The organism is Pantoea sp. B9002, assembly GCF_013385945.1.
Lineage (GTDB): Bacteria > Pseudomonadota > Gammaproteobacteria > Enterobacterales > Enterobacteriaceae > Pantoea.
The window spans coordinates 57,324-78,432 of sequence record NZ_JACAPA010000023.1; the positions used below are offsets into that span (position 1 = coordinate 57,324).

The following is a 21,109-nucleotide window of genomic DNA, read 5'->3' on the forward strand; positions in this document are numbered from 1 at the left end:
GGAATATGCTGCAACATCGTTTGTTTGTGTATATCGATCAGGTGGCGCGCAGCGGTTCGATTCGCAAAGCGGCTGAAAGGCTGCACATCTCCGCGTCGGCGATTAACCGCCAACTGATTGCGCTGGAAGAGGAACTGGGCACGCCGTTATTTCAGCGTTTGCCGCGCAAAATGATCCTGACCGCCGCCGGTGAAGCGCTGATTCATCATGTGCGGCAGAGCTTTAAAGAGATTGAAATCGCGCAGATGAAAATCGAAGAGCTGAAAGGGCTGCGGCGCGGCGAAGTGACGGTGGCGATGATGAGTGGATTAGCGGCAAACCTGATTCCGCGCGTGGCAGCGGAGTTTCGCCGCGCCAATCCGCGCGTGAAATTGCTGCTGCAACAGCTTACCACCGGCGAGAACATCACTAACGCGGTGGCAAGCGGCGAGGCCGATTTGGGCATTGGTTTTGATTTCGACTTGCAGCCGGTGCATCGCAATATTGCCAGCGTGCCGGTGCGATTGGGCGCAGTCGTGGGCGCGGGGCATCCGCTGGCGGAGAAATCCAGCTTGCGTTTGAGTGATTGTTTGCCTTATCCGGTGGTGATTGCCGACAAATCGATGGTGATTCGGCCGTACCTGAATGAAGTGTTCGCGCGCGCCTCGATCAATCTGCAGCCGGTAATTGAAACTAACTCGATCGAGGTGATGCGCCAGTCGGCGATGATGGATCAAACGCTGACGTTTCTCACGCCGATTGATATTGAATCCGACCAGCGCAGCGGGCGGTTGATCTATATTCCGGTGCGCGAACTGGCGCAGCACACGCAAACGCTGATGTTGATCGGCCACGATCGCGGCACCAGCGCGATTGGTAGCGTGTTCGCCGAAACCATTAAAGGGATGATGTCGGAATTGCGTTAATCGTTTGCGCAATAAATTGCGCCGCTACGGTATGTGCGGGAACTGATATGCGCACAGGCTTTGTAGCGGCGCGATTTATCGCGCGTCTCTACGCGGTACGTTGAGTGAGGAAATTAATATCGAAATTATGGACTTCGCGCGCCAGCTTTAATAACGCATGCGCGGCACGATCGGTGGCAATCGCACCGCGTTCAGCATCCGCCGCTGCGGCGTTTCCGGTGGTACCAGACAGGTGCAAATCCTGCGCCATCCAGCCAAAACCAATGCCGCCTTCCGGGGTTAAAATTCCGCCAGTCGCCTCAAGTGCCACCGATGTGGAAACGAAATCAGCGGCGTGCTGCATCTGCACCAGCTCAGGGTGCAAATGCAGCATCATGCTGGTTTCTGATTCACCGCCATGAATGCCGTGATGGAGTTCATGCGCGCTATAAAGATCCGACGTATCAATGGTGCGGAACCAGCTGGCGCTGACGGCAAACATGCCCAGCTCGATGCGCAGTTGGCGACAGACGATCTCCATCAGTTGCGGCTGTCCGCCGTGCGAGTTCCAGAAAATCAGCTTACGAATCCCGGCGCGCCAGGCGCTTTTTGCTACCTCGAACCACACTTTGCCTAATACGTCATACGGCAGTGAAAGGGTGCCGGGATAGGCGAGATGTTCATCCGATTTGCCAATCGGCAGCGCGGGCAGCACCAGCAGCGGAAGATCGTCGGGCAATAATTCCACCGCACGTTGAATAATGCCGGCGTTGATTGCCGCATCCACACGCACCGGCAAATGCGGGCCATGTTGTTCTACTGCGCCAATCGGCAGCACGGCGACGATATTCGCCATATCCAGTTCACTGAATTCCCGGGTTGAGAGATCCCACCACCAGGGCGAAGACGGTTTGAGCATGTTTACCTCCATTTTTAACCCCAACATAGCGGGTTGATAGTGCAATGGAAGCAACAAAATTAGCACTTTGCGTTGCTTTTTAGGCATTGGTTAGAAGGAGGTCGCCAGGAATGGCGACCCTACACAGCGGCGTTACTTCTGATTTTTACTGGTGAATTCCTGGTAATTCTCTTTGGTCACCGTCTGATACGGCACCCAGTTGTAGGCTTCGGTCTTTTTGCCACTCAGCATGTCGTAAGCCACATCGACTGCGCCAGTCGCCTGACCTTTCGCATCCTGGAAAATCGTCACTGCCATTTTACCGTTCTTAATAAACTGCAAACCATCTGGCGTGCCGTCAATGCCAGCGACTAACACATTGCTTTTCTTCAACTGATCGAGCGCCATAATCGCACCGATCGCCATTTCATCGTTGTTAGCGATGATGGCGTTGATGTCATTCCCATCCTGCAACCATGACAGGGTTTTATCGACCGCTTCGTTGCGCTGCCAGTTGGCGCTCTGTTTCTGGATCACTTTCAGGCCGGGATGATCCTTCACATAATCTTCAACCGCTTTGGTGCGCTGACGTGCTTCCTCGGTGGAGAGGGCGCCCATCAGAATGGCGATATTTCCTTTGTTATCCAGACGTTTGGCTAACGCTTCAATCTCCATCTTGCCGCTCAACGCTGAGTCGGAACCGACATAGGCCATTTTGCCGGTCAGTTTCACTTCGGGTTTACGGTTCACGAAGATCAGCGGGATATTGGCTTTCTGCGCAGCAGCGATCACCGGCATCACGCCTTGTGTATCCACCGGGTTGATGATGATCGCGTCTGCGCCCTGATTGATGAAATCATCCACCTGCTGGATTTGCAGCGATACATCGCCTTTGGCATCGGCAAACTGGCTGTTAAGCCCTTTGTCTTTAAGCTGCTTTTCCATCTGGCTACGCAGGATGGAAACGAAATTGAGATCGAGATTAGCCAGAGCGACGCCAACCATGTAGGTTTTCGCCTGGGCAGTGAACACACTGAGCAAACCGCAGATAAGCATTACTACTTTGAATAATTTCATTTTTTTATCTCTGTAGGGGAGGTTTCTATTATTTTGCATCCGGGTGCAAAATCAACGGGATTTCTCCCGCTGATTGACATCATGTTCAGACGGACAACGCGATGTGCTGTCTTCACTCTCTGGCACGGTTGAAAAATAGTCAACGCAGCAAAAATCGATTTCATCACCACGATCACAAAATCATCACGATTTGCACCCGAGTGCATTACAAAAATGCAACCGGGTGCAAATTTTGCGAAATTCGCCTCTTGTTTACCTGAGGAATCGCTTTATGCTCATTTTTTGTCAGGTAATTTGCGGAAGGGAGCCGATGACGAGAACAGTTAAAAAAGCCACGGCCAGCGATGTGGCACTTCTTGCGGGCGTGTCGAAATGGACGGTATCGCGCGCGTTTATGCCCGGTGCTTCAATCTCTGAGAAGGCGCGCGAGAAGGTGATGCGCATTGCTAAAGAGCTGGGATATCGGCCCAATTTGCTGGCGCGCAGCCTGGTGAAGAAGAAGACGCATATTATTGGCGTGGTGATCGACGAGCTGAAAAATCCGCATACGCTGATGATTCTCAATGAAGCCACGCAGCAGCTGCAACGTCGCGGTTACATGGCGTTGATCCTCAACATCACCGACGGCGAGCCGTATCGATCGGTGATGACGCAGGCGGATCAGTTGCAGATCGACGGCATTTTGTTTCTCGGTACGGTGTTATCGGCGCAGCTGATTACGCTGGTGGAGGATATGTACAACATTCCGCTGGTGCAGCTGTGCCGCAATACGCATGCGCAGGGCATCCATGTGGTGGCGATTGATGGTTATGCCGCCGGCAAACAGATCGCCGAGCTGTTGCTGGCGCAGGGCGCGCAACGGTTTGGTTTTATGCAAGGTCCGGATACACCGACATCTCATCTGCTGCGCAAAGAGGGATTTGAAGCGACGCTGCAACAAGCGGGCTGTCAGATTGATGTGCTGCTTAAAGCCGGCAGTTACGATCGTGCACGCAGCTGGCAAGCGATGAGCGATTATCTGCATCAGCCAGATGCGCCCGCAATTGATGCGTTGTTCTGTGAAAATGATGTGCTGGCGCTCGGCGCGATGGAAGCGATGCGCGCCACGCCGACCAGGCCGAAAATTGCGGTGGTGGGATTCGATGATATCGAAGAAGCCAGCGCGCAAGGCTGCCAACTCACCACCTTTAGCCAGCGTATTGATCTGCTGATCGCCGAAGCGTTAAACCGCTTGATTGATGGTCGCGAGGGTGCGGATGAGCGCTGGCGGCAGGGTGAATTGCGCGTGCGGCGTTCGCATTTGAGGTCGCCATAAATGGCAACCCTACAAAGGATTGGCGCGTTTTTCGTAGGGTGCGCATTCATGCGCACCTGCATACATATGCAAACTCATGCTTAACTGAGCGGCATTACGCCATGAATGGCGCCCCTGCGGCGTGATACTTACTGTTCAATGCTGGTCAGCAACGCATTCTGAATAATTCTTTGTGCTTTCAGCGGGTTTTGTTCGCGCTGGGCTTCCTGCAATGCGGCGATATCCAATTTATCCAGCGCGCGATAGATATGTTTGAGGAAGCGAATCGACAGATTGGCGGCTTCAACATGATCTTCGCGGAACGGGAATTGATCGAGCTGCCACACGCCGTCCCAGTTGTTGATCTTCAGCACATAGAAGAACTCAAAAATCTCGGTCATGTGCACGGTACCGACCACCAGATCGTCATCCCAGCCGCGTAAGTTGTCGTTGACGTCCATGCCAAACAGACGTCCGCGATCGATAATCAGCTGGGCGGAATCCGCCGGGGATTCGCCAGCAAACAGCGCATGACCAAAATCGAGCAGCACACCGACATTATCCAGGCCAATGTCCTGGATGCCGAGTAGAGTTCGCGCGGCTGAATCCCAGGTCATTTTCACGCGCGGTTCACGCGGTTTGTACTCGATAGCAAATTTGACGTCTGGATTGGCGCTCGCCAGTTCGCGCATGCCGTCTACGGCCATCTTCCACAGGTTTTTATGGTCAACCTGGAACGGATAATCCCAGCCATCCTGACCAGGCCAGACTTTTACATAGTTGGCGCCCAGTTCACGCACCACGGTGGCGGCTTCGTGCATTAAATCAAACGCCTGTTTGCGAATGGCGGCGTCGGGATTGGTGAAGGCACCGCGCGAGAAGCGGCGCAGATAGATTTCCGGGGTTACGCCAATGGCTTTCAATCCGGCATCGTCCAGCGCTTGTTTTACCTGCGCGACCGTTACGCCTTCGGTGAACGGATAGGGCACATCAACGTAAGAGAGGTCTTCAACGCTACCGGCGAGTTTAATTTGGTCCAGGGTGCTGAGCGCCGGGCCGTAACCGTCCACGGCGTAACGATCGATATAGTTGGCAAAGTGCCACAAGCCGGCACCGAATTTCGGATACGTGTAGGAACTCATTCGACCTTCTCCTCAGATGATTGCGCTAATGAATATATATTCATGATTGGTTATATATTCCATTCTGCGCCTCAGCCTGGGCACTTAACCAGCAAGCAATGGCGAAAATGCAACCGCAATCACACAAAACTTGCTCAAAACCGTAGGGTCGCTATTCATGGCGGTCTAATTCCTGATGCGCCCACACGCGCCCTTATGAAGCAGAGTGGGAATTAGAAAGATGAAAGGATTAACCCATTGTGGCAGCTTAAATAGCGGACTGGGGAAGGGAGGTTTGTACGAAATTTCCTAAACTCACTGTTGCGCATTTTTAGGGCAGGCGCTGCACCAACAGCTCACCATTTACGCTTTTGCCAAAACGCGATAGCCCGCATTTCTCAATGCTTAGAAAGAAACTTCTGCTGAAAAACTCATGAATTCCGTATGTTAAGAAATATTGCTAGCAATAAAGCTAGTGTGGCATACCGCTTGCTTTACTCCTGACATCGCAAGTTATGTGTTCAATCAGGAGGCCGTTATGTCATCGCCGCAGGTTATGTGGGATATCGCCAGCCATCAGCGTTACGCCTACAGCTCAATCGAACATCAGGTATTGCCCGTCTGGCCAAAAGGCAAAGGTCTGGCGCTGTATATCGCCATGAATCTGGAGCATTTCGCGTTTGGCTTACCAGAAGGTGCAAAGTTATCGCAAGGGGCAAATCGTCTCGATGTACTGAACTATGCGTGGCGCGATTACGGTAATCGGGTGGGCGGCTGGTATCTTGCCGATCTGTTTGCCGAACTCGGTATTCCGCCGGCGGTAATCGCCAACACCGCCATCATCGATTATTGCCCGCAGCTGCTCGATCGCTGGGTCAGCCTGCCCGGAAGCGAATTGATCGGCCACGGTCACACCAATTCGCAGCGTCAGGGCGAACTGAATCTTGAAGATGAGTTTGCGCTGATCGCCCGCTGCCAGCAGCGTCTTACTGACTATCAGCAACGCCCGGTGGCGGGTTGGCTGTCGCCGTGGATCTCCGAAAGCCACGACACACCCGATTTACTGCGTCAAAACGGCTTCAGTTACACCCTGAACTGGGCGCATGACGATCGTCCGGTGGCGCTGCAAACCTCGCACGGCGATCTGCTATCGGTGCCGTATCCGCAGGAGATCAATGACATTCCCACCATCATTCCTAACGGCACTTCGATTGAAACCTTCTGCAGCATGATCGAAAGCCAGTTCGCCGAGATGAAACGGCGCGCCGAGCAGCGCCCGCAGGTGATGGGCATCGCGTTACATCCTTACATCGTCGGTCAGCCGTTCCGACTTCATCATTTACGGCAGACGCTAAAGAACATTATCGCGCAGTGCGAAGACGTATGGATTACCACGCCTGGCGAGATCGCCACCCATTCACTGAACGTGATGAACCAAGTCGCTTGATATCACTGGAGAAAAGCATGACCGCAGCATTAACAGCAGTAGAGATTGTGAAAGCGTTTCTGGCGGCATCAATGGCGCCGGATCCCGACAAAGCTGCGGCGCTGATGTCGCCGGATGTGGTCATCACCTTTACCGGCAAGCGCGTGATGCCAACCGTGCATGGCGTTACGGCGTTTAACGCAGGGCGTTATCAATGGGTAAAAAAACAGCTGGGCGAGTTTGACTGGATGGAGAAAAGTCCCGATCACGTAGTGGTCTACTGCACCGGCTTCCTTTACGGCGTATGGCCGGATGGGCGCGAGTTCGCCGGTAATCGCTACCTTGATCGTTATGAAATTATAGCAGGGCGCATCACCAAAATGGATGTGTGGAACGACAGCGCCGAGTGGATTCTGACGCCAGAACTTAATCAGTCGTCACGTTAACAACAAATATGAACTGGCATTGGCTTTGCATGCATTGCTAGCAATAACCTTAGCAAACTGATGAGAGATAAATGATGAAGCAACTTTTTCTGTCGTTGTTGGTAGCAGGTTCGTTAGGTGTGGCCAGTCAAGCGGCGCTGGCGGAGAACGTGGTGCGTTGGGCAACCGATGCCGATATCCCCACGCTGGATCCGGATGCCTACGCATCAACCAAAGCACTGACCTTCCAGAATCACATTTATGAATCGCTGGTACAGCGCGATAACGATCTGAAAATCCAGCCGTGGCTGGCGCTGAGCTGGCAGCAGCTGGATGACACCACGCTGCGCTTCAAACTGCGTGAAGGGGTGAAGTTTCACAACGGCGACGAGCTGACCTCAGAAGATGTAGTGGCGTCGGTTGCGAGGGTAACGGATCCGGCTTCAGGTATCCGCGCTAACGCCTCAACCATTAAAGACGCGGTGGCGGTAGACAAATACACCGTGGATATTCATCTGGTGAAGAAAACCGGTATCGCCATCAACGAACTGACTGGCGTGATGATCATGGACAGAAAGTGGCTGAGCGAGCATAACGCGCTGAAGCCTACCGATATCAGTCAGGGCACTGAAGGTTACGCCACCAATAATACCAACGGCACCGGGCCGTTTATTCTGCAGAGCCGCCAGCGTGATACGCAGATGGTGCTGGTGCGCAATCCTGACTGGTGGAATGCCGCTGCCGGTACCACCAATATCGACAAAATCATTTTCAAACCGATCTCGTCGGATGCCACGCGACTTTCGGGCCTGCTGGCAGGTGAATACGATTTGGTGACCTCGGTGCCGCTACAGGATATTCAGCGCCTGCAAAACAATCCTGCGGTGCAACTGCAGGTGAGTCCGTCGTTACGCATCGATTATCTGGCGCTCAACATGCGCGACACGCTGAATGCTAAAAACACCAAAGCGGAGAACCCGCTGAAAGATATTCGCGTACGTCAGGCGTTGTACATGGCGATCAATCGCGAGGCGATCACGCAAAAAGTGATGCGCGGTCTGACCAAACCAACCAGCAACTATCTGGCGCCGGATATTCCGGGTTACGACGCCAAAGCCGGCGTGGATTATGCGTACGATCCGGCGAAAGCCAAAGCGCTGCTGGCGGAAGCCGGTTATCCGCAAGGCTTTAATCTCAATTTTGATTGCCCGGAAGGCACCTATATCAACGCCGCACAATGGTGCCAGGCGGTGCAGAGTTACTGGTCGAAAATTGGCGTGAAAGCGGCCCTGAATGTGCATCCAGCCAGCGTGTATGACCCAATTCTGGTCAATGGACGTACCGATGTCGGCGTGCTGGGCTGGGCCAACCTGCCAATTATGGATCCCTACAGCGTGGCGGTGCAGTTGTTGCACACCAGCAATGGGAAAAGCCTCGGCACCTTTAACATTCCGCGCTACAGCAATCCGGCGGCAGACAAGCTGATCGACGACTCTGTTGCCGAGCTGGATAACACTAAGCGCCTTGCCATGCTGAGCCAGGCCGTCGCGCTGGCGAATAAAGACCTGCCTTATCTGCCGATGCACTTCGAACCCACCGTTTGGGCAATGAGCAAAAAACTGACGTTGAAACAGACGCCGGATAATGTTCAGCGCCTGTGGTACGGCAAGATCAGCAACTAAATCTGCCAGGTCGCCATCTTTGGCGACCCTACAGGAGGCCGTTATGGTGTTTTTTGTGCGCAAGTTGCTGCAGGCATTTATGTTGCTGGCGGGTGTGGCGCTGCTGTCTTTTATTCTGTTTCAGTATCTTGGCGATCCGGTGGCCAGCATGCTGCCGGAGAGCGCAACGGAGGTTGAGCGTGCCGCGTTACGCACCAGCCTTGGCCTCACCGACCCGGTAATAGTGCAGTTTTGGCACTACATTACGCGGCTGCTGCACGGCAACTTTGGTATTTCCTATTACAACCAGGTGTCGGTTTTCCAGCTGATCATGGAGCGCCTGCCGGCCACACTGGAATTGGTGTTTGTGTCAGTGGTGATGGCGATGGCCATCGGCTTCCCGCTGGGCGTCTGGTCGGCCATCAGTCGTAACAAAGTGCTGAAAGAGGGCGTGCAAATCCTCTCTCTGATCGGTGTTTCACTGCCGTGGTTTCTCACCGGCATCATCCTGATTATCGTGTTTTCGGTGTGGCTCGGTTGGTTTCCCTCCAGCGGCCGCGGTGAGGTGGTCAAACTCGGCTTCTGGAGCACCGGCTTTCTCACCGCGTCCGGTTGGCACTCGATCGTACTGCCCGCACTCTCTTTGGGTCTGTCGATGGTGACCATCATCATGCGTCTAATACGCACCGAGATGCTGGAAGTGATGAAGTCCGATTACGTCAAGTTTGCCCGCGCGCGCGGCATCGAGAACTATCGCATTTGGTTTCGCCATGCGCTGAAGAACGCGCTGCTGCCGGTGGTGACGGTGATTGGCTTGCAGATTGGCGGTCTGATTGCCTTCGCGATAGTGATTGAAACCGTATTCCAGTGGCCCGGAATGGGCTTGCTGCTGATTCAGTCGATCAACTTCGTCGATGTCCCGGTCCTGTCCGGCTATCTGCTGTTTACCGCCCTGATTTTTATCGTGATCAACACGCTGGTTGATCTGTTGTATTACCTGATCGACCCGCGTATGCGGGCTCAGTAAGGAGTTGTCATGATTAACGATAATTTTCCCCCCGCAGTGGCACCCGTACGCCGCCGCACACGCATGGCTCAGCAATGGCGCTCCTTTACCGACAGCGATCTACTTTGGTTGTTCTGGCGCAGTAAAAGCACGGTGGTAGCCTTCACCTGCTGCCTGATCATCTTGCTCTGCTCGCTGACCAGCCACTGGATTGCGCCACACAACGTGTTCGATACCACCACCTTTGACCTGATGGATTCCGAATTACCGCCATCGTGGATGAGCGGAGGCGACGCGCGCTTCTGGCTGGGAACCGATGTGCAGGGGCGCGATATTCTGTCGCTGATGCTTTACGGCCTGAATATCTCACTGATTATTGGCGGGATCAGCGTGCTGTTATCGGTGCTGCTCGGCGTGGCGCTGGGGGTGTTGAGCGGTTATTTCGGCGGACTGGTCGACACAGTGATCATGCGCTTTGCCGATGCGATGCTGAGCATTCCTACCATCATGTTCACGCTGCTGGTCAGCGGCGTCGCACGCGTAGTGATCCCCAAAGAGCTGATGGGGCACTTTGCGCCCGCCATCCTCACCGGCGCGATTGCACTGACCGGCTGGATGCAATACGCCCGGACGGTGCGCGGCCTGACCATGCTGGAGAAAGGGCGCGAATACGTGATGGCTTCACGCATCAGCGGCGCCAATCATCTGCATATTATGCTGCGCCACATCGTACCGAACGTGCTGCGCCCGGTGCTGGTGATGGCGACACTGCATCTTGGCGTGGCGATTCTGACCGAAGCGACGCTCTCGTTTCTTGGCGTTGGGATGCCACCGGATCAGCCCTCGCTGGGCACCTTAATCAATGAAGGCAACCAGTATCTCTTCTCCGGACAATGGTGGATTGTGGCTTTCCCCGCCGCGCTGCTGGTGATCCTCTCTCTATCTTTCAACATGCTGGGCGATTGGTTGCTGGACGCCCTCAACCCGAAATTACGTTAGGAGCTCAACAATGCAGACCGCCAGCGAGACGTTACTGGACGTCAAAGATTTGAGCATTGAGTTTCTCCATCGCAAAGGCAATCTACAGGCGATTCACAACTTGTCGCTCACCATGCAGCCGGGAGAAGTGCTCGGCATGGTTGGCGAATCCGGTGCGGGGAAATCGCTAACCGGCGCGGCAATCAGCGGACTGTTGCAGGAGCCCGGACGCGTCAAACAGGGCGAGATTTGGTTTCAGGGGCAGCGTATTGATAACCTGGATGATGACGCGCGCCGCCAGCTGCGCGGCAAAGCCATCAGCTGTATTTTTCAGGATCCGCTCACCAGCCTCAATCCGGTGCTGACTATTGGCCAGCAACTGACAGAAACTATCCGTACCCATCTACCGCTCTCGGCGGCGGAGGCCAGTGAACGCGCCATCAACCTGCTTACCGAAGTGGGGATGAGCAGCCCAGCGCAGCGGATGCATCAATATCCTCATCAGCTTTCCGGCGGCATGCGCCAACGTGTAGTGATTGCACTGGCGCTGTGCGTTGATCCGCAGTTGGTGATCGCCGATGAGCCCACCACCGCGCTAGATGTGTCGGTTCAGGCGCAGGTTTTACGCGTGCTCAAGCGTCTCTGTCAGCAGCATGGTACCGCGGTGATGCTGATCACCCATGATATGGGCGTAGTAGCGGAAGTGTGCTCGCGCGTGGCGGTGCTCTACGCTGGCCGCATTGTTGAGATGGGGCCGGTTGCCGAGGTTATCCGCTCACCCAAACACCCCTACACGCGTGGCCTGATTAACTCGATTCCCTCGATGCGCGAACGCCATGAGTTTCTGGCACAAATCGATGGTGCGATGCCGCGCCTCAATACGCTGCCGGGCGGCTGCGCGTTTCATCCTCGCTGCCCGCATGTCACTGAGCGCTGCCAACGACAACAACCGGAGATGCAGTTCAGCCATCTGTCACAAATCGCCTGCTTTTATCCGTATGGAGAGACGCCATGAAAAGTGAAAAAGCACTGCCGCCGGAAGTGTTAAGCGTGCGCGATCTGCACATTCGTTTTCAGCTTGGGCGCGAAAAGCGCAGCTCGCTATTTCGGCGCGGCGCGAAGCGCGAACTGCATGCGGTGCGTGGGATCAACATCTCCATCCGGCAGGGCGAAACCTTTAGCATTGTCGGTGAATCCGGCTGCGGAAAGTCCACTATTGCGCGCGCCCTTGCGGGGTTGTATACGCCGTCCGAAGGCGCGATAAAATTTGCCTGGCAGGGCGAGGCGAACGGCACCAGCGCCGCGCAAAATGGCACCCAAATGATCTTCCAGGATCCCTATGCCAGCCTCAATCCGCGCTGGCGTATCGGACGTTCACTCGCCGAGCCGTTAGTGTTGAGTAAAAAGGTAGGCAGCACGCGCCAGGCAAGAAGCTACTGCGGGCAGCTGCTGGAGCAGGTTGGGCTTTCCGCTAACGATCTGGATAAGTTTCCGCATGAATTTTCCGGCGGCCAGCGCCAGCGCATCTCGATTGCCCGCGCATTGGCCACGCAGCCAGGCTTTCTGATTTGTGACGAGCCGACCTCGGCGCTCGACGTCTCGGTGCAGGCGCAGGTGTTAAATTTGATGCGTCGTTTACAGCAAGAACATGGGCTGACCTACTTTTTCATCAGCCATAACATGGCGGTGATTTCTCACATCTCGGATCGGGTTGGCGTGATGTACCTCGGTCGTATTGTTGAGCAAGGCACGGTGGAGGAGATTTTTTCTCGACCTGCGCATCCTTATACGCGTTTGCTGATTGCCGCGATTCCACAGTTTGATCATCCCTCGACTGAACGTGAACCGATTGTTGGCGAAGCGCCCAATCCGATGTCGCCGCCGCTCGGCTGTGCCTTTGCTGCCCGCTGCAGTTACGCCCAGCCGCTGTGCCAGCAAGCGATGCCGCCGGTCCACGCGTTGTCGGAAGAACATCAAATTGAATGTCATTTCCCTGCGGCTGTCGCCGCGGCCTGATCATCACAAGGAGAGCATAGATGGAAAGCGTGTTAATTCAGAATGTCATGCCGTTTGATGAAAGTCAGCGCATAGACCTGTTGCTTGAAGATGGCGTTATCGCGGCGCGTGGCCACAATTTGCCGGTGCCCGCAGGTGCGGAAGCAATCGATGCCAGCGGCATGCAGGCATTTCCTGGCTTCGTTGATGGCCATGCTCATCTCGATAAAACCTTGCTGGGACGTGACTGGTATCGCAACGAAGTGCCGCGTAATCTGGCGGCGATCATTGCCAATGAGCGCGATTATCGCCGTGAGCAGCAGCCCGATCCCCAACTCCAGTCAGAACGTATTACGCGCCGCGCCATCGCGGCGGGAACCTCATTTATTCGCACCCATGTCGATATTGATAACGAAATCGGCCTGGCAAATCTGGAAGGGGTGCTGGAAACCCGCCGTCGCCTGGCGAATCAGGTTGATATTGAGATTGTCGCGTTTCCGCAAAGCGGCATTCTGCAAAGCCCTGGCACCGAAGCGCTGTTGGATCGCGCGTTGGAGATGGGTGCGGAGCTGGTGGGCGGCCTGGATCCCTGTTCATACGATAAAGATCCGGTACGCCATCTGCAGATCATCTTTGACCTGGCCGTTCGTCACGGCAAGAAAGTGGATATTCATCTACACGAACGCGGCGAACTGGGCGCGTTTAGCCTTGAGCTGCTCATTAATTTTACCCGTCGCTATCAGATGCATCATCGCGTCACGCTAAGCCACGGCTTTTGTCTCGGCATGATCGAACCTGCGCGCCAACAGCAATTTGCCGAAGAGATGGCGGAACTGGGCATGTCGGTGGCGACGACCGCGCCGGCAGATATCGCGGTTCCGCCTTATGAATTACTCACCGAAGCCGGCGTGGCGTTTTGCGCCGGTAATGACGGCGTGCGCGATACCTGGAGCCCTTATGGCAGCGGCGATATGCTGCAACGCGCGGTCACCATGGGACTGCGCTATCGCTGGCGTCAGGATCAGGAGATTATGCGGGCGGCACAGACCATTACTTTTGGCGGTGCGCGCGTTATGGCGCTGGAAAATTATGGTTTGCAGCCCGGTAATCGCGCCGATTTAGTGTTGATTCCCGGCCGCAGCATGGTGGAAGCGCTGGTGGAGTTGCCGCGTGAGCGTAAGGTGATTAAAGGCGGGAAACTGATCGCTGCTAACGGGGAGTGCCTGTTCTGATGAACGCAAAAGTGACCCGACTGCGCGCCGCGTGGGTGGTGGGCTATCGTGATGGCGATCACTGTCTGCTGCCGGATGGCGAAGTGGTGTGGCAGGGCGAACGGATTCTGTTTGTAGGTTTTGATTATCCCGGCCACGTGGATGAAGAGATCAACGCCGGAAATTGTCTGGTCGGACCGGGATTTATTGACCTCGATGCACTCGGCGATCTCGATACCACCGTGCTGGCCTTCGACAACCAGCCCGGCTGGAAAAAAGGGCGTATCGTCGCCGCTGACTGGCAGCGCCGCGATCTCTACAGCCGTGAGCAGCTTAACTTCGCCAAGCATTACGCTTACAGCCATTTGCTGCTCAATGGCATCACCAGTTTTGCGCCTATCACCTCAATTCTGTACCGAGAATGGGCCGAGGATGTCGATGAGTACCTGTACGCTGCGGATGTGGCCGAATCATTAGGGGCGCGCGCGTGGCTGGGACCGGCTTTTATGGCCGGCTACTACGCCAGCGATGAGCAGGGGCAATTTTCATGGGTCGGCAACCGCGAACGCGCGAAAAAGGGGCTGGACGATGCGGTGAAGTTCTACCAGCGTATACAGCAGCGCGGTGTTTCAACCCTGAGCGGCATGCTGGCTCCCGACCGTATTGAAGGCGGCGATGCCGTTTGGCTCAAAGATCTCGGTGACATTGTCACGTCTCTCGCCTGCCCAACACGCCTGCATTGTTGCCAGAGCGAGCTGGAAGTGCGGGAAATCGCCTATCGTTATCAGGGACGCTCTTCGCTGCAAGTGCTGGCCGACAACGGTTTGCTTAATCGCCATATGCTGTTGCCACACGGCCAGTTTCTCGGTGGAGTGAACCCCGACGCGGTGCGTGTAGCAGATGACATCGCTCGATTGGCACAGTCTGGCGCTTCGCTAGTGGCTTGTCCGCTGGTATCCGGTCGCCACGGCAAATATCTCGAACATTATCCGGCGCTTAAAGCCGCTGGCGTTAATCTGGCGCTTGGCACCGATACGTTTCCCGCCGATATGTTCACCAATATGCAGATGGGCGTGGTGCTAACGCGCGTGGTCACCGGCGATATCTCAGCGGCCAGCGCCGCCGATTATTACCGCATGGCAACCTTGGGTGGCGCACAAGCGTTGGGACGCGATGATCTTGGCCGACTGGCGGCTGGATGTCAGGCCGATATGATGATGGTCAATCTTGATCAACCCGCGCTGGGACAAGTCTTCGATCCGATTACCACGTTGGTGCTGAATGGCAATGGCCGCGATGTTACCGGCGTGATTGTGGCGGGCCGCAAAGTGGTATGGGACCGCGAACTGGTTAACAGCGGGCAGAGCGCAGCAGCGTTACATGCCGCATCGCAACAGGTGTTTTCGCACATTATCTCAACCTATCCAGAACGAACCGTTGGGCATCCGCCGGTTGAGGAGATCGTGACATCCTCATTTCCTCGTCTGAACAAAGGCGCAAACCATGACTGATCACTTCATTCTCATCAACGTCAGACTTGAGACCGGCTTTATCGAAAATGACGGCCATATTCAGGGCACCCAATGCGATCTCTTTAATATAGAAATCAAAGACGGCCAAATGGTGGCGATTTGCGGACAGAACGAAGTGCAAAGCTTGCTACCACAGATTGATGCTGGCGGCATGCTGATGCTGCCAACCCTGCGCGATATGCATATCCATCTCGATAAAACCTTCTACGGTCGCGCATGGCGAGCGGCGAAACCGAATAACGAGCAGGACATTTTCCAGATGATCGCGTTGGAGCAACAGCTTTTGCCGACGCTGCTTCCCGATTCGGTCGAGCATGCGCAGCAGTTGATTGCGTTGCTACTGAGTAAAGGCAGCACGGTGATTCGCAGCCACTGCAATATCGATCCGGTCAGTGGGTTGCGCAGCCTTGAACATCTGTTGCAGGCGTTAGAAGCGTTTAACGGGCAGATTGAGTGTGAAATCGTGGCGTTTCCGCAACACGGTTTGCTGCGTTCTGGCGTTGCGTCTCTGATGCGCGAAGCGCTGGCGCTCGGTTGCCAATGGACCGGCGGACTTGATCCTGCAAAAGTTGATGGCGATATGCAGCGTTCACTGGATGCAATGCTGACTTTGGCGCACGACAGTGGCACCGGCGTAGATATTCATCTGCATGAAGCCGCCAGCACGGGCATTCCCTGTATTCACCATCTCCTGAATGCGCTGGAATACACGCCAGAACTGCAAGGGCGAGTGACGATCAGCCACGCTTACTGTCTGGCGCAAATCAGTGATGTTGAGGTGCAAGCGTTGGGTGAACGTATGGCCGCGCTGGGCGTTAGCCTGTCATCGGGTTTGCCGCTAGGCAAAAATGTGATGCCGCTCCCGCTGCTGAGAAAGTGCGGTGTAAAGCTGATGACTGGCACCGACAGCGTCATCGATCACTGGTCACCCTTTGGCAGCGGCAGCATGCTGGAAAAAGCTAACCTGTGGGCGCAGCTGTATGGACGCGGCACCGAGTTTGCGCTGAATCGGGCGCTAGCGATTGCGACTGGCGACATTTTACCGTTGGACGAGCAGGGCGCACGCATCTGGCCGCTAGCTGGCGATGCGGCGGATTTTATCTTGCTCAACGCCAGCTGTTCCGCCGAAGCGGTGGCGCGTCAGCCAGCAATTTCAGCCAGTTACTTCCGCGGCCAGCAAGTTTACCGCGCATAAATGATGTATATTTCGGGGGACGACTATGACCGATACAGGATTGAGTATGGGCGCGAAGCAAACCCCCAGACAAAAAGAGATCGCTCGCATTTATGATTCCCTCACCATGGCGATTGCCCAGCATAAACTGCGGCCCGGTACGCGCTTAATTGAGGCGCAGGTGGTGGATGCGCTGAAGGCGAATCGCAACCATGTGCAGGCTGCGCTTCAGCGTATGGCGCTGCAGCATATCGTCACTATCGAACCCAATGTCGGCGCGATTGTTGCTCAGCCTTCAGCGACGACCGCGCGTGAAATCTTTACCGCGCGTCATGCCATTGAATCGGCGATCATTGCCTGTATTACCCCGGAAAAAATGGCGGCGTTTGCTCTGCAATTGCAGCTGCAGCAAAAAGAGGAACATGACGCCATTCACAGTCAGGAACGCCAACGCGTGGTGTATCAGCTTGGCGCGTTTCATCAGCTGCTGGGCAAAATCGCCCATAATAAAGTGCTGGAAGATATCCTCAATAATTTGATGGTGTTGAGTTCATTAATTGTGATGTTGTATCAGCGCAACGAGATGCCGGTTTGCCAGTGCGACGAGCATCAGCACATTATCGATGAGCTGATCGCCGGAAATACCGCTAAAGCGCAGCAACTGATGCGCGATCATCTTATTGAACTGGAGCAGCAGCTGGATATTTCTGAAGCGTCACCGTATGCCATGACATTGGTTCAGGCACTGCATAAAGCGAATTAGCGCTGGAGGAATAATGCAATTAGAAACAACCCGACTGCGGCTGGAACCTTATCAACACGCGCATTTCGATGGCTTAAGAGCGATGGAAAGTGATCCAGAAATTATGCGCTACATCAGTAATGGCGTGGCTAAATCCCCGGAAGAAACGCAGGCTAATATCGAACGCGTGATGTTGCGCTGGCAGCAATATGGTTTTTCCTGGTGGGCGATGCGGGAAAAACAGTCTGGCGATATCGTCGGTGCAGCTTGTCTGCAGCACCTGGCCAATCAGGATGGCGCGCCACTGGAAATTGGCTGGCGTCTGAATGCCAATCATCACGGCAAAGGCTTTGCGACGGAGGCCGCGCAGGCAATTATTAAATTTGCCGTCGAAGACGTTGGCGTCAATTATTTGGTCGCGGTGGCAGATCCTGAAAATGCCGCCTCGCAAAAGGTAATGCAGCGACTGGGAATGACCTATAAAGCGATTGAGCAACACTACGATGTGCCATGCGTGGTGTATGAGCTGCATATTGCGGATTGAATGCTTGAGCTAGCGTCACTCGAGAGGGTGACGGCTGGTAGATGGGTTTTGTGATGAAAGAGTGCGCGATGAGATATCTCATTTAACATAATCATGATTATGCGCACTTCAATTGTAGTGGCTAAATTCAGATGTCCGCCTCGGAGATGAGGATATTTTGTTGGACTGGTTATGTTGAGGTCCTCAGATACTGCCGGTACTTCACCGGGCTCATTGCGCCTAATGAGATTTTAATACGCTCCTCGTTATACCAGCGTATGTACCTGTCCAGGAAGCACATAAAATTTTCCAGCGTTGCGCCCGCCCAGTTTCTGCCGTAGTACATTTCATTTTTGATCCGCCCGAAGAAGCCTTCGCACGCTGCGTTATCCGATGAGCAACCTTTGCGCGACATAGACCTTATAAGCCCCGACGCGTTGATACGATCAAGCCAACCCGGCCATCGATAATGACCGCCTCTGTCACTGTGTATCACCGGCTTTTCATTTTCTGTCAGCGTATCGATCGCATCATCCAGCATGGTATTCACCAGCTTTGCGTCCGGACGCGTTCCGATCGTCCAGCTGACCACTTTGCCGTCAAAGCAGTCAATAACTGGTGACAGATAGACTCTGCCTGCTGGGATCTGGAACTCGGTTATATCGGTCAGCCACTTTTCATTTGGCCTGCAGGATCGAAAATTTCTGGCGAGAAGATTTTCAGGTGCCGGACTGATTTCTCCGCAGTAAGAGCTGTAGCGACGCCTTCCGGCTCGTTTAACAACAAGCTGCTCTTCAGTCATCAACCTGCGGACGACCTTCTCGGAGATATAAGTGTTATTTTCACGCAGCATCGCGTGTAGACGCCGGTAGCCGTAGCAACGGTAATTCCCGTCAAAGAGTTTTGTCATCGTCACGCGTATTTCAGCGTACTTATCGTGCCGACGCAGCTTTGCTTTGTGATAGAAATAGCAACTGCGCGCAAGTCGCAGTGCATTAAGCAGCTCAGCTAAAGCATAGATTTCCTTAAGGGCATCAACGACCTGGGTTTTCTCCCTGTTCTTCAGGTTCTGGAAGCTGATGCCCATGTCTTTTTTTATCAGTTCATTCGCTTTAGTCAGAATGTCACGTTCAAGCTGCAGCTGATGAACCTGCTGTTTGAGCCGTGCGACTTCTTCATGCAGTGCATCCTGGTTTTTATCCGGAGAACCTGATTTACGTTTACGCATGGATTGATAAGCCTCATCGCCGATTAAGTCTTTCTTCCACTTGTACAGAACCGGAACGCTGACGCCTATATTTTGTGCAACTTTAAGAGCCGTTCCGCGCCGGTTGCAGAGTGCGCGAACAGCCTGGGTTCTTTCGTCCGGGCTGAAGCATTTGTTGGTATTCGAGCGAATAATCAGCGGACGTCGTCCCGGATAAATCTCTGTGACCCAGCGTTTAAGCACTTCGCTGCTGGGATATCCGATGGCGCGGCAAGTGAAAGCCAGACATCCACCATGCGTAAGATCATGCTCAACAGCGGCGACTTTCTGCGCATGCGTGTAACGTTCCCTTGGCCTTAATTCTCTCGGTAAATCACCCTTCTCTTCATAAATACGGACCCAGCGGCCGAGCTGTTTTATGGACGGGAAACCTAATTCCCTGACTACTACGGACGCTTTTCTGCCATATCGATAATAGAGTTCAACAGCGCGAATCCGGTCATCATAAGAATGCATAAATCATCTCCTGAAGGTCCAGGAAAACATCCGCACTCCCGGGTGCTATTTGATAATGTCACTTTTTAGCTAGTTCATAATGTCACCCAGATATGGCGCGTTTGCCATCTTTTCTGGGAGATCTCTGCTGATGCTGGTGACCATGTCGAACAAAGAACTTCACCGCCTTGCCGTCATTCAGGCTGTTATCGAAAAACGTCTGCGCCGCAGTGATGCTGCTTCACAGTTGCAGCTCACTGAACGTCAGGTTTAGCATACACGCTCGCAGGCGCTTCCCGCTGGAACTGGGCCAAGTCGCAAGAGTGCGAAGAAAGATCCAACTAAAAAACGGCAACCTGCGGTCAATGAGGGGTCAGTTTGGATATCGAAAATTATTGTACGTTAAGACTATTTTTTAACCTCTCCTACCCATTCACCTGTGTGTGATAGCATGTGCCATCAGCAACTATCAGGGAAAGATAATGAGACCCAGTATCCGAGCGAAGATTGTGAAAGTATGTGAATCGAAGATTGCGGCGAAAGGGGATGATGTTGGCGTGTCATTTTATGCTTTCTTTGCCAACAGGAATGATGACCCGGAATTACTCATGGAAGTAGCCCAATGGTGGATCATGGAAATGAAACTGGACCACTTTGAAAAAGCCAGAAAAATCATATCTCTCGTATAGATCAGTCACCCCACTTCTGATTGACTTTCTCGGTACAGTGCCTGAATTCGACATATTTGAGAGGGACTGTAGCCCGTGGCATCGGCTGTTTCACGGATACTCAGCTTTTTCACCTGACGGTAGTACAGCACTTTCTGGTGCCGCTCCTGATCCGCCTGTTTCCCCCGATATTTCCCCAAATTATGCGCTCGTTCAATTCCCTGTTTTTGCCTCTGTCGGCGGCTCAGCCAGTCTTTGTGCGACATCGCGGCCATCAGGTCGATAAGCATGTTATTGATGGCGGTTATCACAGCGCGGGTGATCGGATCAGCCTGCGAGGTATCTTTTTCTGACAGCGCCTGCCATGAAGTGGGGACATCCAGGCTGACAATTCGCAGCTCGTGTTGTTCTATCTGCTTTTTCAGCGTCATCCAGTCGCTGTTGCTCAGGCGGGTCAGGCGGTCTATCTGCTCAACCAGCAAAATATCATTACGGTGACTATCCATCAGCAAGCGTCCCAGCTCCGGGCGGTCAAGCTTTGTCCCGCTGATATTATCCCGGTAATAGCTTGCGATTTTATGCCCTCGTTCCTGAACGAACTGCTCCAGCATCTCTTTTGCCCGATCGGCGAACTGATCTTCCGTCGATGCCCTCAAATAAGCTCTGATGAACATTTTTCCACCGCATTATCGCATTTAGGTTATTGCATTTACTCTATCGCATATAGGTTATGTCATTCATTGTGTGCCGTCACGTTTTGATTATGGCGTCAGGGTGTACCCTTATGCGATA

At 54.0% G+C, this 21,109-nt stretch carries 21 protein-coding genes; 16 read left to right on the forward strand and 5 right to left on the reverse strand.

Annotated elements, in window-relative coordinates; genetic code table 11:
* Window positions 1–5: 5 nt before the first annotated feature.
* Window positions 6–905 (forward strand): LysR family transcriptional regulator, encoded by a 900-nt coding sequence (locus HX773_RS13820; RefSeq protein ID WP_176971989.1) that lies wholly within the window; start codon window positions 6–8, stop codon window positions 903–905.
* An 88-nt stretch (window positions 906–993) separates the two neighbouring features.
* Here HX773_RS13820 and HX773_RS13825 read toward each other — a convergent pair whose 3' ends face one another.
* On the reverse strand, window positions 994–1,803 hold the full coding sequence (locus HX773_RS13825; protein ID WP_176971990.1) for a creatininase family protein: 810 nt from the start codon (window positions 1,801–1,803) through the stop codon (window positions 994–996).
* 132 nt (window positions 1,804–1,935) lie between these two features.
* Complete coding sequence (locus HX773_RS13830; RefSeq protein WP_176971991.1) at window positions 1,936–2,859, reverse strand: substrate-binding domain-containing protein; 924 nt, start codon at window positions 2,857–2,859, stop codon at window positions 1,936–1,938.
* A 310-nt stretch (window positions 2,860–3,169) separates the two neighbouring features.
* On the opposite strand from HX773_RS13830, the gene HX773_RS13835 reads away from it, so the two are divergent.
* On the forward strand, window positions 3,170–4,174 hold the full coding sequence (locus HX773_RS13835; protein WP_176971992.1) for a LacI family DNA-binding transcriptional regulator: 1,005 nt from the start codon (window positions 3,170–3,172) through the stop codon (window positions 4,172–4,174).
* 128 nt (window positions 4,175–4,302) lie between these two features.
* Here HX773_RS13835 and HX773_RS13840 read toward each other — a convergent pair whose 3' ends face one another.
* Window positions 4,303–5,295, reverse strand: coding sequence for a sugar phosphate isomerase/epimerase (locus HX773_RS13840; RefSeq protein WP_176971993.1), 993 nt, complete (start codon window positions 5,293–5,295; stop codon window positions 4,303–4,305).
* A 517-nt stretch (window positions 5,296–5,812) separates the two neighbouring features.
* On the opposite strand from HX773_RS13840, the gene HX773_RS13845 reads away from it, so the two are divergent.
* The 12 genes from HX773_RS13845 (at window position 5,813) to HX773_RS13900 (ending at window position 17,968) form a co-directional block, all read left to right on the forward strand.
* Window positions 5,813–6,721, forward strand: coding sequence for a polysaccharide deacetylase (locus HX773_RS13845; RefSeq protein ID WP_176971994.1), 909 nt, complete (start codon window positions 5,813–5,815; stop codon window positions 6,719–6,721).
* A 17-nt stretch (window positions 6,722–6,738) separates the two neighbouring features.
* Window positions 6,739–7,146 (forward strand): nuclear transport factor 2 family protein, encoded by a 408-nt coding sequence (locus tag HX773_RS13850; protein ID WP_176971995.1) that lies wholly within the window; start codon window positions 6,739–6,741, stop codon window positions 7,144–7,146.
* Window positions 7,147–7,220: 74 nt separating this feature from the next.
* Entirely contained in the window at window positions 7,221–8,807 is a 1,587-nt protein-coding gene (locus HX773_RS13855) for an ABC transporter substrate-binding protein (protein ID WP_176972005.1), read from the forward strand.
* 43 nt (window positions 8,808–8,850) lie between these two features.
* Complete coding sequence (locus tag HX773_RS13860) at window positions 8,851–9,813, forward strand: ABC transporter permease (protein WP_176971996.1); 963 nt, start codon at window positions 8,851–8,853, stop codon at window positions 9,811–9,813.
* A gap of 9 nt (window positions 9,814–9,822) precedes the next feature.
* On the forward strand, window positions 9,823–10,791 hold the full coding sequence (locus tag HX773_RS13865; RefSeq protein ID WP_218168249.1) for an ABC transporter permease: 969 nt from the start codon (window positions 9,823–9,825) through the stop codon (window positions 10,789–10,791).
* A gap of 10 nt (window positions 10,792–10,801) precedes the next feature.
* Complete coding sequence (locus HX773_RS13870) at window positions 10,802–11,785, forward strand: ABC transporter ATP-binding protein (protein WP_176971997.1); 984 nt, start codon at window positions 10,802–10,804, stop codon at window positions 11,783–11,785.
* On the forward strand, window positions 11,782–12,786 hold the full coding sequence (locus HX773_RS13875) for an ABC transporter ATP-binding protein (RefSeq protein WP_176971998.1): 1,005 nt from the start codon (window positions 11,782–11,784) through the stop codon (window positions 12,784–12,786). The genes HX773_RS13870 and HX773_RS13875 overlap by 4 nt, the downstream gene beginning before the upstream one ends.
* Before the next feature lie 20 nt (window positions 12,787–12,806).
* Entirely contained in the window at window positions 12,807–13,997 is a 1,191-nt protein-coding gene (locus HX773_RS13880; protein WP_176971999.1) for an amidohydrolase family protein, read from the forward strand.
* A complete protein-coding gene (locus HX773_RS13885) occupies window positions 13,997–15,487 on the forward strand; it encodes a chlorohydrolase family protein (protein ID WP_176972000.1) in 1,491 nt (496 codons plus the stop codon). Before HX773_RS13880 ends, HX773_RS13885 begins: the two co-directional genes overlap by 1 nt.
* Window positions 15,480–16,703, forward strand: coding sequence for an amidohydrolase (locus HX773_RS13890; RefSeq protein WP_176972001.1), 1,224 nt, complete (start codon window positions 15,480–15,482; stop codon window positions 16,701–16,703). The genes HX773_RS13885 and HX773_RS13890 overlap by 8 nt, the downstream gene beginning before the upstream one ends.
* A gap of 46 nt (window positions 16,704–16,749) precedes the next feature.
* Window positions 16,750–17,445, forward strand: a complete 696-nt coding sequence (locus HX773_RS13895; protein ID WP_176972007.1) for a GntR family transcriptional regulator — start codon at window positions 16,750–16,752, stop codon at window positions 17,443–17,445.
* A gap of 13 nt (window positions 17,446–17,458) precedes the next feature.
* Window positions 17,459–17,968 carry a GNAT family N-acetyltransferase gene (locus HX773_RS13900; RefSeq protein WP_176972002.1) on the forward strand — a complete coding sequence of 170 codons (510 nt, stop codon included), beginning with the start codon at window positions 17,459–17,461 and terminating at the stop codon, window positions 17,966–17,968.
* Window positions 17,969–18,137: 169 nt separating this feature from the next.
* On the opposite strand, the gene HX773_RS13905 is transcribed toward HX773_RS13900, so the two are convergent.
* Window positions 18,138–19,670, reverse strand: a complete 1,533-nt coding sequence (locus HX773_RS13905) for an IS3 family transposase (RefSeq protein ID WP_176972003.1) — start codon at window positions 19,668–19,670, stop codon at window positions 18,138–18,140.
* 130 nt (window positions 19,671–19,800) lie between these two features.
* On the opposite strand from HX773_RS13905, the gene HX773_RS25955 reads away from it, so the two are divergent.
* Together HX773_RS25955 and HX773_RS13910 are read left to right on the forward strand one after the other, a co-directional pair.
* Window positions 19,801–19,923 (forward strand): hypothetical protein, encoded by a 123-nt coding sequence (locus tag HX773_RS25955; protein WP_255433230.1) that lies wholly within the window; start codon window positions 19,801–19,803, stop codon window positions 19,921–19,923.
* A 208-nt stretch (window positions 19,924–20,131) separates the two neighbouring features.
* Window positions 20,132–20,338, forward strand: a complete 207-nt coding sequence (locus HX773_RS13910; RefSeq protein ID WP_118666072.1) for a DUF6500 family protein — start codon at window positions 20,132–20,134, stop codon at window positions 20,336–20,338.
* Window positions 20,339–20,343: 5 nt separating this feature from the next.
* Here HX773_RS13910 and HX773_RS13915 read toward each other — a convergent pair whose 3' ends face one another.
* Window positions 20,344–20,991 (reverse strand): recombinase family protein, encoded by a 648-nt coding sequence (locus tag HX773_RS13915; protein ID WP_176972004.1) that lies wholly within the window; start codon window positions 20,989–20,991, stop codon window positions 20,344–20,346.
* Between the last annotated feature and the right edge of the window lie 118 nt (window positions 20,992–21,109).

Excerpts from the sequence above, each read along its gene's own strand:
- HX773_RS13900 (WP_176972002.1), top strand. The coding sequence starts at position 17,459 with ATGCAATTAGAAACAACCCGACTGCGGCTGGAACCTTATCAACACGCG.
- HX773_RS25955 (WP_255433230.1), top strand. The coding sequence starts at position 19,801 with ATGCTGGTGACCATGTCGAACAAAGAACTTCACCGCCTTGCCGTCATT.
- HX773_RS13890 (WP_176972001.1), top strand. The coding sequence starts at position 15,480 with ATGACTGATCACTTCATTCTCATCAACGTCAGACTTGAGACCGGCTTT.
- HX773_RS13915 (WP_176972004.1), bottom strand. The coding sequence starts at position 20,991 with ATGTTCATCAGAGCTTATTTGAGGGCATCGACGGAAGATCAGTTCGCC.
- HX773_RS13895 (WP_176972007.1), top strand. The coding sequence starts at position 16,750 with ATGGGCGCGAAGCAAACCCCCAGACAAAAAGAGATCGCTCGCATTTAT.
- HX773_RS13875 (WP_176971998.1), top strand. The coding sequence starts at position 11,782 with ATGAAAAGTGAAAAAGCACTGCCGCCGGAAGTGTTAAGCGTGCGCGAT.
- HX773_RS13880 (WP_176971999.1), top strand. The coding sequence starts at position 12,807 with ATGGAAAGCGTGTTAATTCAGAATGTCATGCCGTTTGATGAAAGTCAG.
- HX773_RS13865 (WP_218168249.1), top strand. The coding sequence starts at position 9,823 with ATGATTAACGATAATTTTCCCCCCGCAGTGGCACCCGTACGCCGCCGC.
- HX773_RS13830 (WP_176971991.1), bottom strand. The coding sequence starts at position 2,859 with ATGAAATTATTCAAAGTAGTAATGCTTATCTGCGGTTTGCTCAGTGTG.
- HX773_RS13870 (WP_176971997.1), top strand. The coding sequence starts at position 10,802 with ATGCAGACCGCCAGCGAGACGTTACTGGACGTCAAAGATTTGAGCATT.
- HX773_RS13860 (WP_176971996.1), top strand. The coding sequence starts at position 8,851 with ATGGTGTTTTTTGTGCGCAAGTTGCTGCAGGCATTTATGTTGCTGGCG.
- HX773_RS13855 (WP_176972005.1), top strand. The coding sequence starts at position 7,221 with ATGAAGCAACTTTTTCTGTCGTTGTTGGTAGCAGGTTCGTTAGGTGTG.
- HX773_RS13840 (WP_176971993.1), bottom strand. The coding sequence starts at position 5,295 with ATGAGTTCCTACACGTATCCGAAATTCGGTGCCGGCTTGTGGCACTTT.
- HX773_RS13820 (WP_176971989.1), top strand. The coding sequence starts at position 6 with ATGCTGCAACATCGTTTGTTTGTGTATATCGATCAGGTGGCGCGCAGC.
- HX773_RS13825 (WP_176971990.1), bottom strand. The coding sequence starts at position 1,803 with ATGCTCAAACCGTCTTCGCCCTGGTGGTGGGATCTCTCAACCCGGGAA.
- HX773_RS13905 (WP_176972003.1), bottom strand. The coding sequence starts at position 19,670 with ATGCATTCTTATGATGACCGGATTCGCGCTGTTGAACTCTATTATCGA.
- HX773_RS13835 (WP_176971992.1), top strand. The coding sequence starts at position 3,170 with ATGACGAGAACAGTTAAAAAAGCCACGGCCAGCGATGTGGCACTTCTT.
- HX773_RS13885 (WP_176972000.1), top strand. The coding sequence starts at position 13,997 with ATGAACGCAAAAGTGACCCGACTGCGCGCCGCGTGGGTGGTGGGCTAT.
- HX773_RS13910 (WP_118666072.1), top strand. The coding sequence starts at position 20,132 with ATGAGACCCAGTATCCGAGCGAAGATTGTGAAAGTATGTGAATCGAAG.
- HX773_RS13845 (WP_176971994.1), top strand. The coding sequence starts at position 5,813 with ATGTCATCGCCGCAGGTTATGTGGGATATCGCCAGCCATCAGCGTTAC.
- HX773_RS13850 (WP_176971995.1), top strand. The coding sequence starts at position 6,739 with ATGACCGCAGCATTAACAGCAGTAGAGATTGTGAAAGCGTTTCTGGCG.